This window comes from Campylobacter vulpis, assembly GCF_014217995.1.
GTDB lineage: Bacteria > Campylobacterota > Campylobacteria > Campylobacterales > Campylobacteraceae > Campylobacter_D > Campylobacter_D vulpis.
Map to the genome: position 1 here is coordinate 1,289,928 of NZ_CP041617.1, position 15,394 is coordinate 1,305,321.

Consider the following 15,394-nt stretch of genomic DNA (forward strand, 5'->3'; position numbering starts at 1 on the left):
TTAATTCTCCACTTCTTTTAAGCTTTTTAACTCTAAAGTGCCTGTTTTTCTATACCAAAGCACACATAAAGCCACGCCCACAGCCACTTCTGCTGCAGCGATTGCCATTACAAAAAGGGCAAAAACTTGCCCGTTGAGATCATTATGGACTTTTGAGCCAGCAACAAGAGCCAAATTTGCAGCATTGAGTAAAATCTCACTTGAGATAAAAAGCATAATGAGATTTTGTCTTCTTAAAATACCTACAAGTCCTATAATAAACATTAATAAAGCTATAAAAAGATATTTTTCTATCATTGCTTTTCCTTAATAAGTTCTTTATGCGTTAAAACAATCGCACAAACAAGAGCAATCAAAAGCAAAAGGGCTATAAATTCAAAAGCTAATAAATATTTAGAAAAAATTGCAAAAGCAAGTTGCTTATTTAAATCAAATAAGGCTGTGTCAATAAATGGCAAATCCACATTTACAGAGCTCAATTTAAAACTCATAAAACTTGCAAAAAGCCCCACCAAACTAAGACTAATTAAAACAAAAAAACTTTTTTTAAATTTCAATCTTTCTTTAAAATTTTTCGAAGCGTCAAAAAATATCATTGCAAAGCTATAAATTCCAAGCACAGCCCCACTATAAACGATGATTTGTATCACGCCTAAAAACTCCGCGTCAAGCATAAAATAAAAACTTGATAAAAATACCATTCCCCCCGCTAAAGCAGAAAGAGAGTGTAGCATATTTTTACTCAAAACAGCAACTAAAAAAAAGCCTAAAATAAGCACAGAAAAAATTATAAAGGATAATTGTTCTATCATTACGCTTCTCCTTTAGGTAAAGTGCAGTTTGTATCATCACACAAATCCTGCTCTCTTTTTTGTAAAATTTCATAATACTGAGGCGTTTTTTTCACAAAATTATCTGCATCTTTTCTAAGACTGCCTGCACCCTCAAATTCGACTTGATTTTTAAGCTTATCAATGGGCGTTAAAAAGTCCTCTTTGTAGCCAAAATAAGATCTTTGCTCAGCGGCGTTTTCATATTCTATCCCATGCACAATGGCAAGTTCAGGACACACCTCAGCACAAAAACCACAATAAATGCAACGCCCCAAATTAATACTATAATTATTTGCCTTTTTGCGTCCATTGCTATCTATCGAAGTTTCCATTCTAATGCAATTACTAATGCAAATTTTTTCACAAAGCCCACAGCCTATACATCTTTCATTTTCACTTTCTATAAAACGCATTAACCTATGCACAGCGCGGTAGCGATTGTCTATTTTAACTTTTTCGAAAGGATATTTAATGGTTGCGGAATTACCCTTTTTAAGCATTTCACGCATCACAACCCACAAACCCACAAAAAGCTCTAATTTCACACTGCGTTTTAAGGCTCTTGTTATTTTCTCCCAAGTGCTTTGAGGATTTTTCCTTTTTTCATCGACTAAATAATAATTTTTCATCATCACTCCTAAATTAACACAAACAAGGCGGTGATTAAGAGATTTAAAACCGCTAAAGGAATTAAAATCAAATAGCACATTCTCATCACTTGGTCAGGGCGAAGTTGCGGAAAAGCCGCCCTAGCCCAAAAATACCAAAAGAAAATGAAGCTTGATTTTAAAATCATCATAATCCAACCCGGGATAAAATAAAAATCATTAAATCCACCTAAAAATAAAAGCGTGATTAAAATCGCTCCTGCTATCATCGAAGTATATTCACCGATGAAAAACATACCCCAACGAAGTCCCGAATACTCCGTGCCATAGCCTGAAACAATGTCTGCTTCATTTTCGGTTAAACAAAGCGGAGTGCGATTTGTTTCTATAAAAAGGGCGATGACAAAAAGCACGAAAGCTAAAGGTTGCTTAAAAATCAGCCAGGATAAAAAGCCATCATTTTGATAATTATTAATCTCAATCAAAGAAAAAGAACCCACAAGCATCACCACAGCTATCAAAGCTAACGCTCCCACACTCTCATAAGAAATAATAGCCACCAAAGCCCTTGCACCGCCTATGATGGAGTATTTATTATGACTTGCAAGTCCGCCCAAAAAAATCGCATAAAAACAAAGCCCTGAAGTGCCGATAACAAAAAGTAAGGCTACATTAATATCCGCAATAATAGGGCGTATCGTGTGTCCAAAAAGTGTAAATTCTGGAAGCATAGGAATAGCCGCCAAGGATACAAAGGCACAAATCGCAGCAATTAAAGGAGCGATAGCAAAGATGAGTTTTTGCGAATGTGATGGGATAATGTCCTCTTTTGTAAAAAGTTTTATCATATCTGCTACGAGTTGAATGAGTCCAAAAGGTCCCACCATATCAGGTCCAATTCTTCTTTGAAAATATGCTAAAACCTTTCTTTCAGCATAGGTCGCAAACCCTGCCAAAGTCGCAAAAACAGCCAAAACAAACAAACATTTAATGACACTTTCTAAGATGAAAAAACCTAGCTCACTCATCACTTCCCCCTATTTTTTCTAAACTTGCTTTTGTAATTCTTTCTTTAAAAAAGCTTAAGGTATCTATCTTTTCATCAAAATAAGGCAAATAAGCCACTCCCACTAAATCCTTATCTACCCTCACGCTTAAATTTAAGCTTTCATTTTCTAAGTTAAGTCTAATCAAATCTCTATCCTTAACCCCAAATTTAGTCGCCAAATCTTCACTAAGTCCTAAAAAAATCGCCTCATTTAAGGCACTTGCACGATTTGAAAAACGACCAAATTGATAACTAGGATTTGCACTATAAAGTAAAAGAGAATTATCCAAATCTAAAGCCTTAAATTCAGGCTCTTCATAGTTTAAATTTGATGTTTTTTTATACTGAGATAAATCAAGCAAATAGCCTCTTTGATTCTCCCCGCCATTGGTATAAAAATTTTCTAAATCATCAAAAGCAATAGGAGAAAAACCTCTATTAATAGGAAGTTTTTGCGTGTAATGAATCGTAAATTCCTCCTCAAAACCTAAAGCATTTGCCACATCGTTTAAAAAATAGCCCTCAAATTCTAAAGCGGCATTGGTTGGAACGATTCTTTTATCATAATTGACAAAGGTGCCTTCTTGTTGATTGAGACTTGAACTTGCCAAATCACAATACTCTTCATAAGAAAAGCTAAAATCTCCCCTTTCGTTATAACCCAAAATTTCGCCATTTTGAGCTTCTTTATCCAAATCGCAAAGCAAAGCTACACCTAAAGTATTCGTATGTGTAGGGTTTAAAAAGACCTTAAAAGGCGTTGTTTTTTGGATAAGAGCAAGGAGACGAGCAAGCTTTTTTGCCTTTTTATGGAAATAAAAATCACTTCCCACAACTAAAGTAAAATGCGACTTTTTAAGGAGCAAATCCTCCATTTTATCCTCATCAAGCCCCAAATTTTTAGCAAATAAACTACGCTTTATAGGGATATTTTTCTTAATTTTTTTAGTGATATTTTTTTTCACTTCTTTTTCGATAATCTCACCCGCCTCATTTGTTTCGCTTATTATCTCACTCACTTCTTCACTAATACTTTCTTCAATCTCTTTTTCTTCTTCCACAAAAAAAGAATTTAAGCGTTCTTTAAGCGTTTCATCTGTGCTAAATTTTTGAAGTAAATAATAAAGAATTTGCTCTTCCTCCCCACTTTTATGTATATAAGAAAGAAAGTTTTTAGAATATTTTTCCACGCCCTTATCTTTAAAAAGATGAAAATAAAGCCCCGAGCCTTTATTCATCACTAAGGCATTATTGATTTTATAACTTAGACTTGGCGCATCATAACGCAAAAGCGTCCCGGCCACGACGATAAAATCACTCTTTGTAATATCCTCGCTACTTGCCGCGTAAAACTCACCAGCATTTTGATGAAATTCTTCTAAAAATTCCTTAAATTTTAAGGCTTCATCATTGAGCAAACGAAGGTCAAATTTTTTCTTTAAATTTTGTAAAATTAAAGCCTCTTCATTGGTAATAAAGCTATTAAATTTAATATTTTTAATCACGCCATTTTGAATCTTTTCACATAAAAGCTTGAAAGCTTTTTCATCTTTTTGTGCCTCATTTTGCGTATCATATCCATATCTTGCAGCCTTATTTAAACTCGCAAAGGAAAAGTCATTACTCACCCTATAAATTTTAGGCTTTTGCACAGCTATACCACTTTGCTTAATGTCATAATAAAGCAATTCGCAATCACTTGAGTGTGGATTAGAAGCGGGGATTCGTTTAAGCTCCCAAATATTTGAAGTGTATTGAAATTTCGCCCCTATTAAAGCTCCTGTGGGACAAACGCTCGTGCATTCTCCACAGCTTGAACACTCAAGCTTATCTCCAGTCGCTGGAGCAATGAGGCTTTTTTGAAATTTCGTCCAAATCGCATAAGCGTCCTTTCCCATACTCTCCTTAAAGGTCGCATCCACAGCCGCTCCACCCCTTGGGGTTGTTTTTAAGGCACTTTCGCCGATTTTATCCTTACACACGGTCACACAACGCTCACACACTATGCAAAGTGCGGGGTCATAATTGATAAAACCCCATTCTTTATGAGGCTTATGTGTATCTTGAATCCAATGCTTTTGGGTATTAACTCTTGCTTTGTGGGTAAAATTTTGCAATTCACACTCACCCGATTTATCGCAAACTCCACATTGTAAAGGATGGTTAATGCAATATGCTTGCATTATCTCATTTCTCTCTTCCCATAAAGAGCTTAAATCACTCTCCACAACCATACCATCTTTAGCCTTAGTATTACAAGAATAGACCTTTTTACCATCAGCTTCCACCATACACATACGACAAGCCAAAGTCGCACTACAACCTGAAAGATAACAAATAGCAGGGATAAAAATGTCATTTTTTCTTGCGATATTTAAAATTGTTTCACCCTCGTTAAATTCGCATTCTACTCCGTTGATTTTCACCCTCATTATAATTCCTTTAGCCTTATTTTTACAAAATTTTCTTTCGCATTTTCATAATTTAAAAAAGCTATTGTTCCTTGCAAATTTTCATCTAAAATAATCTTAGTTTCTATTTTTAAATCCTCACCACAAAGCTCGACTAAAGCTTCATTTTGACACTTAGCAAGGGATAAAAATTGCCTTGAAGCGTGGAGCATTTTATCCTTTAAAGGTGCATTAAAAAGCACTAAACCATCATAATTATCAAGCTCTTTTAAATCACTTAAAACAGCTTTGCTAAAGTCGCATTTTACGCCCAAACTATCCAAAAGCTCTAAATAAAATTCCTTACTTAAAAAATTTAAAAAATATTGAATATTCCCATAATCTTTATGTTTTTTCAAGCCCTCATCAAAAATCAAAGTATCATAATTTTTAAGATTCTCAAGCACCTCTAAAGCCTCATCTTCCCCAAAACAAGACTCCGCACTCAAATAACCCTCGTCTAATTTTTCAAATGCTAAAGGCTTGTAAAGCTTACAAAGAAGAGCTAAAACAAAACTCGCACTTGCAATTTCACATTTATAAAACTTCGTCTTTAAAGCCCTATCTTCAAGGCAGGATATATTAATACCCTCCTTTAAATTCTCACATAAAAGTGGATTTTTTAAAGAAAGCATATCGACAAAACAAAGAGCTTTCATTGCTTAACCTTTTTAATCACTATGCTCCAATCTACCTCATTAAATTTCAAAGAATTCAAAAGCTCACAATCTTGCTCTCTCACAAAGGAAAAGCTCCTCTCAACCGCACTAAAATCGCCTATCTCAAACATCACAATAAGAACTTCATTTTCTTTAGCCTCGTAAATGACACGGGCTAAATCTGCAAAAAAATCCTTGCTATTTCTCAAATCCACGCGTCTCATCTATCTATCTCGCCCAAAACAATATTTACATTACCCATAATCGCCACAACATCAGCCAAATAACTCCCCACAAGCATTTCTTCAAAAAAGGCACAATGCCAAAAGCTCGGCGTTCTCGCCTTTAAACGATAAGGTCTGCTTGTGCCATCACTATGGATAAAAAAGCCAAGCTCACCCTTAGGACTTTCAGTTGGCACATAAACCTCGCCCTTAGGAGGCTTAAGCCCCTGCGTAATCAAAACAAAATGCTGCATTAAAGAATAATTTTGCGTCATAATCTGTTCTTTTGAAGCACTCACATATTCAGGGTGGTTTGCCAAAATTTCAGGCGGCGTGTCCTTATAAAGCTTGGCACACTGCATTAGAATTTTAATGCTTTCTCTAAATTCTTGCATATAAACCTTATATCTTGCATAAGAATCGCCTTGCGTAGCGTAAGGCACACCAAAATCCACTTCATCATAAAGCAAATAAGGCTCTTCCTTGCGTATGTCATAACGCACCCCACTCCCACGAAGCATCACGCCAGAACAGCCCCAATTCATCGCCTGTTCTTTACTCACAACGCCTATATTTTCAGTTCTCAAACGCCAAATTCTATTATCGTCTAAAAGAGCTTCATAATCCTTCACATCGTTTGGAAATTTCGCACAAAAAGCCAAAAGTTCCTCCAAAAAACCCTCCGGTAAATCAAGCATCACCCCACCAATACGCATTGAAGAGTGAGTCAGTCTCGCTCCACAATATCTTTCTATCAAATCAAGCACATACTCACGCTCTCTAAAACAATATAAAAACACACTCATCGCCCCAATATCTAGTGCGTGCGTAGCAAGCCAAAGCAAATGCGAAGCAATGCGGTTAAGCTCTAAAAGTATCATTCTAATCACAGCCGCACGGCGTGGAATTTCAAGCCCACAAAGCTTTTCAACCGCCGCACAATAAGCATAATTATTTGCCGAAGCAGCAATATAGTCCATTCTATCAGTTGTGGGGATAAATTCTTGATAAATCATATTTTCCGCCATTTTTTCCATACCGCGGTGCATATAACCTATGCAAGGACGCGCTTTAATAACTTGCTCTCCATCAAGCTCTAAAATCAAGCGTAAATTTCCGTGTGCGGAGGGGTGCTGAGGACCAAGATTGATAATCATCTTAGCATCTTCTCTTTCAAAAGCGATATTTTCGTAATAGGGTTTTAATTTACTAGGAATTTGCATTTAACGCCTTTTATCTAAAATTTTGGCTTGATTGCGTTTAACTTTTTTGACGAAAGCTACGCCACTTTCTTCTTGATATTCTTGTTTGAAAGATTTTTCGCTTTGCAAAGCACCTTTTTGCGTTTCGTGATAAAGCCTTGAAAAATTAAGCGTGTCTTTATCATCGGCAAAGCCTGGGTCTCTTTGCTCTTCGCCCACAACTTCGCGGTATTCTTTACCAAAAATTTTATCAATCTCATACCATTTTGCAAATTCATCACCTTGTAAAGGATAACTCTTTAAAAAAGGATGTCCAAACCAATCATCAGGCATTAAAAGTCGCTTTAAATTTGGGTGTCCTACAATAAAAATGCCAAACATATCATAAATTTCTCTCTCACTCCAATTAGCTCCCTTAAACACACTTACGACACTTTGCACCTTTTCTTTAACGCCGACAAAGGTTTTTACACGCACTCTTAATTTCTGCTTTAAATTTAAAAGTTGATAAAAAAGTTCAAAACCCTTTTTTGTAGCAACAAAATCAATGGCACTCGCCTCCGTAAAGACTTCAAAACCTAAACCTTTAAGCAAGGTCAAAGCCTTAAGATTATCCTCCTTTTGAATTTCTATCACCCAAAAATCAAGCTCCACAAAAGAAGCTTTAAGCTCAAGCTCTTGCTTTAACAAAAGCTCAAATTCCTCAAAAACACTTTTTTCAACAGGCAATTTTTGAGTGTGTGGAGCGTGGTAAAATCTATCTTCATAATAATTTTTTAATTGAGCGTTTTTCTTATCACTATATTTTCTCATCACACAAGCCTTTTAGGAGGGATTTTACGCGAGGCTTTTTCTTTGCGAATTTTTTTCTGCAAAATCATAAGGGCAAATTGAAAGCTCTCAGGTCGCGGTGCACAGCCTGGCACATAAATATCCACAGGGATAATCCTATCCACACCTTGCACGGTGGAGTAAGTATTAAACATACCGCCTGTATTTGCACAACTTCCCATAGAAATAACCCATTTAGGATCAGGCATCATATCATAAAGACGACGCGTAAATTCTGCGTGTTTTTTACAAAGTGTGCCAGCAATTATCATCACCTCACTATGGCGAGGAGATGCCCTAAAAATCGTCCCAAAGCGATCAAAATCATATCTTGAACCCCCCGCTGCCATCATCTCAATCGCACAGCAAGCCAAACCATACGATAAAGCCCATAAAGAATTACTTCTGCCCCATTGCACAAGTTTATCCACGCTTGTCAAAACCACAGGCAAACCACTTGCATAATTTACTTGATGCTCTGCCATCTAAAGCCTCCTTTTTTATAGGCATATAAAAATCCTACCGCCAAAAGTGCGAGAAAAATCACAATCTCCAAAAGTCCAAACCAACCTAAATCCTTAAAAATCAAAGCCCAAGGAAACAAAAAGACAACCTCAATATCAAGCAAGATGAAGATTAATGCAAAAATAAAAAATTGAGAATTGATTTTATTAGCTTGTTTGACAGGGATAGGACCACACTCATAAATTCCAAGTCCAAGCCTTTTGCGATTTTTGGCAGCGAAATTGTTGCCAATTTTAGAAGCTAAAAAAACCAAGCCAAAAAATATCATACTAGCTAAAACAAGCATTATAAAAATACCTAAATAAGGGTGCTCCACACTCATAGGGGTCATTCATTTTCCTTAAACTTAAAAGTTGTTTATGAAAATTCTACATAATTTTTCTATAATCAAAACTTATATAAGATAAAAAAACTGCGAATTTTCTATTTTAACTTAAATTAAAATTAAAGAAGATATTTTTTGTAGTCAAATTTCTTAAAAAATTCTTCTTGATGTGTGATGAAAATATAAGAGATAGCGTTTTTCTCTTGATATTCTTTTAAAAATTCGATAATTTTAACGCTATTTAAGATATCTAAAGCACTTGTTAGCTCATCTAAAATGAGAATTTTAGGAGAACAAAGCAAAGCCCTTAAAAGCCCTATTCTACTAGCCTCTCCGCCACTTAATTGTGTCGATTTAAGTTTAAAAATTTCCTCCCTTAAACTTAAATTTTTCAAAAGTTCTTGTAAAAATTCTTCATCTTTTTTTAAAGAAAAATTCTCCCACACATCATCAACAAGACTTTTGATTTTTCTATAAGGATTAAGGGCTAATTTTTGGTCTTGAAAGACATATTGCACGGCTTTTTTAAAATGCAAATTTTTGCCCAAATGCACACTTTTTCCCTCATATAAAACCTCTCCAAAGCTTGGTTTTTCCAATCCACAAAGCACCCTAGCTAGAGTGCTTTTTCCCACTCCACTCTCACCGCACAATAATAAATTTTCTCCCAATTTTAAAGAAAAATTAACATTTTTAAAAAGCTCTTTTTGCTCTTTTTTAAGATACCAATGGCGTTTTAAAAGATAATTTTTAGCTAAATGACGCACTTCAAGCATAAATTTCCCTATAAGCTTTAAGCCACGCATTTTGCGAATTTAAAAATTCTTGTGCCTTAAACTGCTTTGCTTTACCTTTTTCAAAAAATAGCACCTCATCACATAAAGAAAGCAATCTGAAGTCGTGTGTGATAAGAATAAGGCTTAAATTTTTTTTCAATTCTTTTAAAAGCACTATCATCTTTTCTTCATTTTGCTTATCTAATGAAGTGGTAATCTCATCGCAAATTAAGTATTTTGGAGAGCTTGAAAGAGCTAGGGCTAATTGTATGCGTCTTGCCATACCTGTGCTTAGTTGATACGCAAAAGAGTGCCACAAAAGCTCTAAGTCTTTTAAACCGAGCGTTTGCATACATTCAAAAGCTTTATTTTTACGCTCTTTTGCGTTTAAATTTGTATGCGTTTTTAAAACGATATGAAAAATATCGCCCAAATTTAGATAAGGATAAAAACTATTTTGTGCGTCCTGAAAAATTAAGGCAACTTCACTTCTAAACTCTTGCAAGGCTTTATTTTTAAGTTTAGTAGGGTTTTTTTCATTAATCAAAAATTCCTCAGCATTTAGATGATAATTTTGAGAAAATAAAGCTATCAAAGCCCTAGCAAATAGGCTTTTTCCACTTCCACTTTCCCCTATAATCGCCAAATGCTTTCCTCCTTGCAAATTCAAAGAGATATCCTTTAAAAGCTTTGTATTTTCGTAGCTTAAATTCAAATTCCTCAAAACAATCATAAGCTCACACCCCAACATTTTCTTAAATACCCACTTAAAGCCAAAAGCGGTAAAATAAGAATAAGTAAAGCCAAAAGCGGATAAAGAACAAGCCACCAAGCTCCTATAAAAACAGCCTTTGAAGCTTCGTTTAAAATATTTCCTAAACTAGCAATTTCAAAACCAAGCCCTAGTCCAAAAAAACTCAAAGTTGCCTCTGTGCTAATAGCATGCACAATATTAAGCACAAAAAGCACGGCTAAAAGTGAAAAACAAGGGGGTAATAAATCCCTAAAAAACGCTTTAATTTTCGTGCTTCCAAGCACTAAAGCTGCTTGATAGAATTCCAAATTTTCAAGCCTTTTTAATTCACTCGCAAAAAGTTTCGCCACAAAACTCCAATGTGTCAAAGCTATCATTAAAATCATACTCAAATTATTTCCTTCTATAAAACCTGAAAAAAACATCATCAAAAGCAAAAAAGGCAGAGCCAAAAACATATCAAGCAAACGCATAAAAAAGGTATAAAAAAATAATCTTGCCACAAAGACATAAAGAAGTGCCAAAACTAAGGTCAAAAAAGAGCTTAATAAGCCTATAAAAAAAGAGGTTTTAAGGGCGTAAAGTATGCGTGTAAATAAATCTCTACCCAACATATCTGTGCCTAAAATGTGCTCTAAATTTGGAGCAAAAAGAAGTTTGGTAACATCGCCAAAATTTGGATCATAAGAGCTAAATAAGGGTGCAAAAAAAGCCAGAAAAAGTGTTAAAAATAAGGGGCTTAAAAGATACAAAATTTTCAATTTATACCCTTTAAGCGAGGATTAAGAAATAAGCAAATTAAATCTGATAAAAAAGTAAAAAAACCTGCCAACAAAACGCTTATGAAAACCAAAGCCAAAACCACAGGATAATCCTTAAAAATAATGCTTTCAATCATCAAATTCCCAAGCCCTCCATAAGCAAAAACACTCTCTACTACATAAGCACTCATCATAAAGCTCAATGCACAAGCTCCAAAATATGAAATCACAGGACTTAAGGCGTGTTTAAGTGTAAAGTGTAAAACAATTCTTATTTGACTAAGTCCTCTAGCATAAGCACTCAAAATAAAGGGCTTTTCGTAACTTTCAAAAAGCGAAGTTTTCGCTACTTGTGTAAAAACGGCTAAATGAGACATTACTAAAACACAAACGGGTAAAACTAAATGCTTAATTCGACTTAAAATATCATCTTCAAAGCCTATATCTGCAGTGCCTGAGCTTGGTAAAATTTGCAAAAATACCGCAAAAAATAAAATAAAAACCAAAGATAAAGCAAAAGAAGGTAAAGCAAAAAAACTCATACTAAGGATATAAATCAACTTTTCTAAAAATGAATTTGGATAAAGCAAACACAAAATTCCAAGCCACAAAGAAGAAAAGAATAAAATCAAAAGGGCAACAAAACTCAAAATAAGAGTATTGAAAAAACGCTCATTAAGCAAAGAAAAAATCTCCTCGCCGTAAATTAAAGACACACCAAAATCCCCTCTTAAAGCCTTAAAAAGCCAAGAGCCATATTGCTTCAACAAAGGCTCATCTAAACCAAAGCTTTTTTCAAGCCTCCCTTTCGCCTCTAAACTTACGGCATTTGTGCCTTTTGCATAAGCTATGCTGCCCTTGCTAAAATGCAGCATACTAAAGCATAAAAAAGTGCTAAAAAAGGCGATAAATATCACAAAAATGAGGCGTTTAAACACTAATTTTTACTCCATTCATAAATATTCCAAGTAAAGCCCACTCCGTGATGTCCTAAAATTCTAGGCTTAATCCCCTTTAAATTCGCATCATAAACCAAAGCAAAATCTAAATAGCTAAGAAAAATAAAGGGAGGATTTTCATAAAGTGCATCAATAAATTCGGCATAATGCTTCTTTCTTTCATTTACATCTAGAGAATTTCTTGCTTTTTCTAGAGCTTCATCGGCATTTTTGTCATTATAATGCCCAAAATTCCAGCCTGAAGGACTTTTATTTGCATCTTGCGAGCTTTCAAACACTCTATAAGTATGAAAGTCAGGGTCATACGGACTTCCCCAGCCTATTAAAAAACTATCAACCTTAGAATAATCAAAGCTTCCAGCAGGTTTAGCTACCACCTTAACTTCTATCCCAACTTTCTTAAACTCACTTTGCAAAATTCCAGCCAAACTCACGCGTAAGGGGTCATTACTCATCGTATAAATGTCAAAACTTAAAATTTTGCCATTTTTTGCATACAAGCCTTTTTCATTTTTCTTAAAACCTGCTTTTTGCAAGAGCTCATCAGTTTTTTTCACATCATAAGCATAACTTTTAACTTCCTTAGGTGCTGCCCAAGAATTCTCTAAAGGATGTGAGGCGATGAAGCCGTATCCGTGTAAGATATTATCAACAATGGCTTGTTTATTAATCGCATAATTAAGAGCTAGGCGGACATTTTTATCTTTTAAAAATTCATTTTCTAAATTAAACATCAAAGCCCTATAATCAGCCGATTTCTCTCTTAAAATCTTAAATTTTTTATCTTTCTCAAAGCTTTTTAATAAAGAAGAGTCAATCAAAGCCGCATCAATTTTACCATTTTTAAGCTCCGCAGCCACAACATTTGCATCGTTAATATGCCTTAAAATTAACCTTTTACTCTTCACTTTTTCTAAATGAAAATTTTCATTTGCGACCAAACTAACATATTCGCCTTTTTTCCATTTTTCAAACTTAAAAGCACCTGTGCCGACTGGATTTTGATTAAATTTACTTGTATTTAAATTTTCATTTTCAAGCAAATGAGAGGGAAGCATACCCGCACTTAAAGAGTCCAAAAAGCCGACAAAAGGTTGAGAAAGTGTGATTTTAATTTTATAAGCTCCCAAAAGCTCTATACTTTTGATATCCTTAAAATTGACATAAATTTCGGTATTATTCTTAGGATTTTTAAAGGCTTCAAGGCTAAATTTGACATCTTTAGCACTAAATTTAATCCCATCGTGCCACAAAACATCATCTCTAAGCTCAAACTCATATACCAAGCCGTCCTTACTAATGCTCCAAGATTTTGCCAAATCAGGCTGGACTTTCATATTTTCATCAAAGCGAATTAAACCCGAAAAAATCAAAGCTATCACAGCATCGTGGTCTTCACTATAAGCGGGGTTGATTTTCACCGCCTCATTTTCCACAGCTACGATAAGCGTATCTTTTGGACTTGCCCATAAGGCATAAATAAAGCATAAGATTAACGCAATAATTTTCATAAAAACTCCTTGAAAAAATTTTGTGCGATTATAAAATAATTAAAAATTCCTTACAAGCCTAGGGGGGGGTTAAATTATAAAAAATTATAAAATTTAATTTTTTCTTATGTTTCTTTCTATAGAATTACGCTTTTTATTTCAAAGGAGACAAAATGGAGTTTTTAGAACTTTTACTCGTTTTAATTGCCCTTATTTTGATTCTAGCAAAACCAGAAAAAGAGAAACTTGCTTTTGGTTTAGTGATGGTATCTTGGGCTATTATGATTTTTTATTATGTTGGGCACAAGTCCAGTGCATTTTTAACAACTATAAATTTATAAGGAGGTAAAAATGTGCGAATTAGGTAAAACAAAAAATTTCTACACTCTAATGTGTTTAGCAGGCTTTTTAATCATACTTTTGCCTGTGGGAATTGCAAATTTAATTTTTGGCTATGTTTTAAAGGATAGTCCTTGCACACTTTGCTGGGGACAAAGAGAGGCGATGATTTTCATCGGCGTTATTGCTCTTTTTATCGTGCGTTATGGACTTAAGGGTAAGTATTTAGCCGCACTTTTGATTATGACAGCTTTTGGACTTTATCAATCTTTTGCCCATTTTGGTAATCACGCTCACAGAGACTTAGATCAAGGCTTTGGCTTGGCTGTGTTTGGAATTCATACTTATTTTTGGGCTGAAGTTGTCTTTTGGGCTGTGGTGCTTATTTTGGGCGTGATTTTTGCTTTTGCACCGAAATTTAGTGCATTTGAGACAGAAATGGCAGAGGAAAAATTTAGACAATGGACTAAATTTAGCTTTATGGCTGTTTTAATCAGCACTTTCATCGTAGCTTCAAATGTTTTTCAAGCTTTTGTTAGCACGGGTGTGCCTCCTTATGTTGGGCAAGGAGACCCTGTAAGATTTACTCTTAATCCAAAATACATCATTTGGAGTGATAAAGGCTGGAGTGGCTTATGGCAAAATATCTCTTTCTTAGGAAAACGCGATGTTAAAGCACCTGATTATGCCTTCGCCCCTGCAAGCGAAAAACTAGGCGTTGTTTTTGATAATGACAGCCAAAATGCTCCTTTTGCAAAAATTGATGAAAATTTAAACATTGTAAGTGAGCAAAATGTTAGCTTTGATAAGCCTATCAATACTCTTGATTTTATAAACGGCGAATTTGTAGCAAGTTCTAAATTTGATGTTGCATTTATGGACGAAAATTTCAATATAAAAAGTGCTTTTGAACTTGATCCTTATTTTTCAGCAACCATTGATCCTATTATAGGCATTATCCCTTATATGCAAGACAAATTCTTACTTATGGGTTCAAATAAATCTTTCTTAAGATTTGCTAAAAATGAAAATGCCAATGAAGTTTTACAATATGCAGATTTTATTAAAGGAGCGGATAAATTTGAGGGACAAGGCAAAGATTTAGGTCGCGGCAGACTTGATACAGTGCGTGCGAAATTTCATCATGTTGCTAGTATGACAAATGATGCAAATTATCTTTATTTAGCCACAGTGCCAAATAACAAAAACGCAAAAGACTTCATCATCTCCAAAGTTTCTCTAAAAGATAGAGTTCTTTCAGGCGAATTTAGTCCAAAAGCAGTGCTTAAAGAGGGTAAAACTTTGGGTGATTTATATGTAAGCTCTATGGCGTTTAAAGATGGTAAAATTTACGCTTTAAGTAAAAATCATAATGTTATAGCCGTTATTGATGTTGCAAAAGAAGAAGTTGTAAAAACCATCGCTTATCCAAGTGAGATTAAAAACGCAAGAAGCCTATTCTTTAAAGATAATAAAATTTACATCTTATCTTACCAAGACGGCTCAAACAAACTCTACACTCTCAAATAAGCCTTTTGGGCTTATTGCCTCTTTAAATCATTTATCAATGCTTTATAAATCCCTAAATTTAGGGATTTATGCTATAATTT

General features: G+C 34.7%; 18 protein-coding genes. 2 read left to right on the top strand and 16 right to left on the bottom strand.

What is annotated here, in order from left to right; genetic code table 11:
- The 16 genes from nuoK to CVULP_RS06705 form a co-directional block, all read right to left on the bottom strand.
- Positions 1 to 297, bottom strand: coding sequence for an NADH-quinone oxidoreductase subunit NuoK (gene nuoK / locus CVULP_RS06630; RefSeq protein WP_099460917.1), 297 nt, complete (start codon positions 295 to 297; stop codon positions 1 to 3).
- Entirely contained in the window at positions 294 to 812 is a 519-nt protein-coding gene (locus CVULP_RS06635) for an NADH-quinone oxidoreductase subunit J (RefSeq protein WP_099507205.1), read from the bottom strand. Before CVULP_RS06635 ends, nuoK begins: the two co-directional genes overlap by 4 nt.
- Positions 812 to 1,462 (bottom strand): NADH-quinone oxidoreductase subunit NuoI, encoded by a 651-nt coding sequence (nuoI, locus tag CVULP_RS06640; RefSeq protein ID WP_099507204.1) that lies wholly within the window; start codon positions 1,460 to 1,462, stop codon positions 812 to 814. The genes CVULP_RS06635 and nuoI overlap by 1 nt, the downstream gene beginning before the upstream one ends.
- Positions 1,463 to 1,470: 8 nt before the next feature.
- The gene (gene nuoH, locus CVULP_RS06645; RefSeq protein WP_099507203.1) at positions 1,471 to 2,469 is read right to left on the bottom strand and encodes an NADH-quinone oxidoreductase subunit NuoH; all 999 of its coding nucleotides are present in this window, start codon (positions 2,467 to 2,469) and stop codon (positions 1,471 to 1,473) included.
- Positions 2,462 to 4,921, bottom strand: a complete 2,460-nt coding sequence (locus CVULP_RS06650) for an NADH-quinone oxidoreductase subunit G (protein ID WP_099507202.1) — start codon at positions 4,919 to 4,921, stop codon at positions 2,462 to 2,464. Before CVULP_RS06650 ends, nuoH begins: the two co-directional genes overlap by 8 nt.
- The gene (locus tag CVULP_RS06655; RefSeq protein WP_099460912.1) at positions 4,921 to 5,598 is read right to left on the bottom strand and encodes a hypothetical protein; all 678 of its coding nucleotides are present in this window, start codon (positions 5,596 to 5,598) and stop codon (positions 4,921 to 4,923) included. The genes CVULP_RS06650 and CVULP_RS06655 overlap by 1 nt, the downstream gene beginning before the upstream one ends.
- A complete protein-coding gene (locus CVULP_RS06660; protein WP_099507201.1) occupies positions 5,595 to 5,822 on the bottom strand; it encodes an NADH-ubiquinone oxidoreductase subunit E family protein in 228 nt (75 codons plus the stop codon). Before CVULP_RS06660 ends, CVULP_RS06655 begins: the two co-directional genes overlap by 4 nt.
- Entirely contained in the window at positions 5,819 to 7,045 is a 1,227-nt protein-coding gene (gene nuoD / locus CVULP_RS06665; protein ID WP_099507200.1) for an NADH dehydrogenase (quinone) subunit D, read from the bottom strand. The genes CVULP_RS06660 and nuoD overlap by 4 nt, the downstream gene beginning before the upstream one ends.
- Positions 7,046 to 7,840, bottom strand: coding sequence for an NADH-quinone oxidoreductase subunit C (locus tag CVULP_RS06670; protein WP_180753027.1), 795 nt, complete (start codon positions 7,838 to 7,840; stop codon positions 7,046 to 7,048).
- Positions 7,837 to 8,340 carry a NuoB/complex I 20 kDa subunit family protein gene (locus CVULP_RS06675; RefSeq protein ID WP_004276137.1) on the bottom strand — a complete coding sequence of 168 codons (504 nt, stop codon included), beginning with the start codon at positions 8,338 to 8,340 and terminating at the stop codon, positions 7,837 to 7,839. The genes CVULP_RS06670 and CVULP_RS06675 overlap by 4 nt, the downstream gene beginning before the upstream one ends.
- Positions 8,322 to 8,711: an NAD(P)H-quinone oxidoreductase subunit 3 gene (locus tag CVULP_RS06680; RefSeq protein ID WP_099460908.1), complete on the bottom strand. Its 390-nt coding sequence runs from the start codon at positions 8,709 to 8,711 to the stop codon at positions 8,322 to 8,324. Before CVULP_RS06680 ends, CVULP_RS06675 begins: the two co-directional genes overlap by 19 nt.
- A 113-nt stretch (positions 8,712 to 8,824) precedes the next feature.
- Entirely contained in the window at positions 8,825 to 9,481 is a 657-nt protein-coding gene (locus CVULP_RS06685; RefSeq protein WP_099507198.1) for an ABC transporter ATP-binding protein, read from the bottom strand.
- Positions 9,474 to 10,211 (bottom strand): ATP-binding cassette domain-containing protein, encoded by a 738-nt coding sequence (locus tag CVULP_RS06690; protein ID WP_245821562.1) that lies wholly within the window; start codon positions 10,209 to 10,211, stop codon positions 9,474 to 9,476. Before CVULP_RS06690 ends, CVULP_RS06685 begins: the two co-directional genes overlap by 8 nt.
- The gene (locus tag CVULP_RS06695; RefSeq protein ID WP_099507197.1) at positions 10,211 to 10,996 is read right to left on the bottom strand and encodes an ABC transporter permease; all 786 of its coding nucleotides are present in this window, start codon (positions 10,994 to 10,996) and stop codon (positions 10,211 to 10,213) included. The genes CVULP_RS06690 and CVULP_RS06695 overlap by 1 nt, the downstream gene beginning before the upstream one ends.
- On the bottom strand, positions 10,993 to 11,934 hold the full coding sequence (locus CVULP_RS06700) for an ABC transporter permease (RefSeq protein WP_099507196.1): 942 nt from the start codon (positions 11,932 to 11,934) through the stop codon (positions 10,993 to 10,995). Before CVULP_RS06700 ends, CVULP_RS06695 begins: the two co-directional genes overlap by 4 nt.
- Positions 11,934 to 13,466, bottom strand: a complete 1,533-nt coding sequence (locus CVULP_RS06705) for an ABC transporter substrate-binding protein (protein WP_099507195.1) — start codon at positions 13,464 to 13,466, stop codon at positions 11,934 to 11,936. The genes CVULP_RS06700 and CVULP_RS06705 overlap by 1 nt, the downstream gene beginning before the upstream one ends.
- A 152-nt stretch (positions 13,467 to 13,618) precedes the next feature.
- Between CVULP_RS06705 and dba the strand changes: the two genes are divergently transcribed.
- Positions 13,619 to 13,786 (top strand): disulfide bond formation protein Dba, encoded by a 168-nt coding sequence (gene dba, locus CVULP_RS06710; protein WP_004276847.1) that lies wholly within the window; start codon positions 13,619 to 13,621, stop codon positions 13,784 to 13,786.
- 10 nt (positions 13,787 to 13,796) lie between these two features.
- Entirely contained in the window at positions 13,797 to 15,314 is a 1,518-nt protein-coding gene (gene dsbI, locus CVULP_RS06715) for a disulfide bond formation protein DsbI (RefSeq protein ID WP_099507194.1), read from the top strand.
- The last annotated feature ends 80 nt before the right edge of the window (positions 15,315 to 15,394 follow it).

Excerpts from the sequence above, each read along its gene's own strand:
- dba (WP_004276847.1), top strand. The coding sequence starts at position 13,619 with ATGGAGTTTTTAGAACTTTTACTCGTTTTAATTGCCCTTATTTTGATT.
- dsbI (WP_099507194.1), top strand. The coding sequence starts at position 13,797 with ATGTGCGAATTAGGTAAAACAAAAAATTTCTACACTCTAATGTGTTTA.
- CVULP_RS06655 (WP_099460912.1), bottom strand. The coding sequence starts at position 5,598 with ATGAAAGCTCTTTGTTTTGTCGATATGCTTTCTTTAAAAAATCCACTT.
- nuoH (WP_099507203.1), bottom strand. The coding sequence starts at position 2,469 with ATGAGTGAGCTAGGTTTTTTCATCTTAGAAAGTGTCATTAAATGTTTG.
- CVULP_RS06660 (WP_099507201.1), bottom strand. The coding sequence starts at position 5,822 with ATGAGACGCGTGGATTTGAGAAATAGCAAGGATTTTTTTGCAGATTTA.
- CVULP_RS06675 (WP_004276137.1), bottom strand. The coding sequence starts at position 8,340 with ATGGCAGAGCATCAAGTAAATTATGCAAGTGGTTTGCCTGTGGTTTTG.
- nuoK (WP_099460917.1), bottom strand. The coding sequence starts at position 297 with ATGATAGAAAAATATCTTTTTATAGCTTTATTAATGTTTATTATAGGA.
- CVULP_RS06680 (WP_099460908.1), bottom strand. The coding sequence starts at position 8,711 with ATGACCCCTATGAGTGTGGAGCACCCTTATTTAGGTATTTTTATAATG.
- CVULP_RS06705 (WP_099507195.1), bottom strand. The coding sequence starts at position 13,466 with ATGAAAATTATTGCGTTAATCTTATGCTTTATTTATGCCTTATGGGCA.
- nuoD (WP_099507200.1), bottom strand. The coding sequence starts at position 7,045 with ATGCAAATTCCTAGTAAATTAAAACCCTATTACGAAAATATCGCTTTT.
- CVULP_RS06650 (WP_099507202.1), bottom strand. The coding sequence starts at position 4,921 with ATGAGGGTGAAAATCAACGGAGTAGAATGCGAATTTAACGAGGGTGAA.
- CVULP_RS06685 (WP_099507198.1), bottom strand. The coding sequence starts at position 9,481 with ATGCTTGAAGTGCGTCATTTAGCTAAAAATTATCTTTTAAAACGCCAT.
- nuoI (WP_099507204.1), bottom strand. The coding sequence starts at position 1,462 with ATGAAAAATTATTATTTAGTCGATGAAAAAAGGAAAAATCCTCAAAGC.
- CVULP_RS06635 (WP_099507205.1), bottom strand. The coding sequence starts at position 812 with ATGATAGAACAATTATCCTTTATAATTTTTTCTGTGCTTATTTTAGGC.